This is a genomic window from Janthinobacterium violaceinigrum (genome assembly GCF_009208555.1).
In the GTDB taxonomy this organism is placed as follows: Bacteria; Pseudomonadota; Gammaproteobacteria; order Burkholderiales; family Burkholderiaceae_D; genus Janthinobacterium; species Janthinobacterium violaceinigrum.
On the sequence record NZ_WFLI01000127.1, the window covers coordinates 1 to 308 of the forward strand.

Here is a 308-nt window from a genome sequence, read left to right on the forward strand (position 1 = left end):
TAGGCTGGGTGTGGAAGTGCAGTAATGCATTAAGCTAACCAGTACTAATTGCCCGTACGGCTTGTCCCTATAACCTTAGCAGGTACAGAGGATAAGACGGTACAACGTTGCGTGTGTGTTGATACACCTATTCATTACCCCAATCTTTGCTTCTTCCAGATTCATGGCCTTGTCGTCCTATAGGAGACAAACGCCAGTACAAGTTATGCCTGATGACCATAGCAAGTTGGTCCCACCCCTTCCCATCCCGAACAGGACCGTGAAACAACTTTGCGCCGATGATAGTGCTGCAACCAGTGTGAAAGTAG

Annotated in this window: 1 rRNA gene; it reads left to right on the forward strand. The window is 48.1% G+C overall.

Annotated features, from left to right (window positions below):
* Positions 1 to 208: 208 nt before the first annotated feature.
* Positions 209 to 308: ribosomal RNA gene (gene rrf, locus GCN75_RS28935) — 5S ribosomal RNA — on the forward strand; the annotation flags it as partial.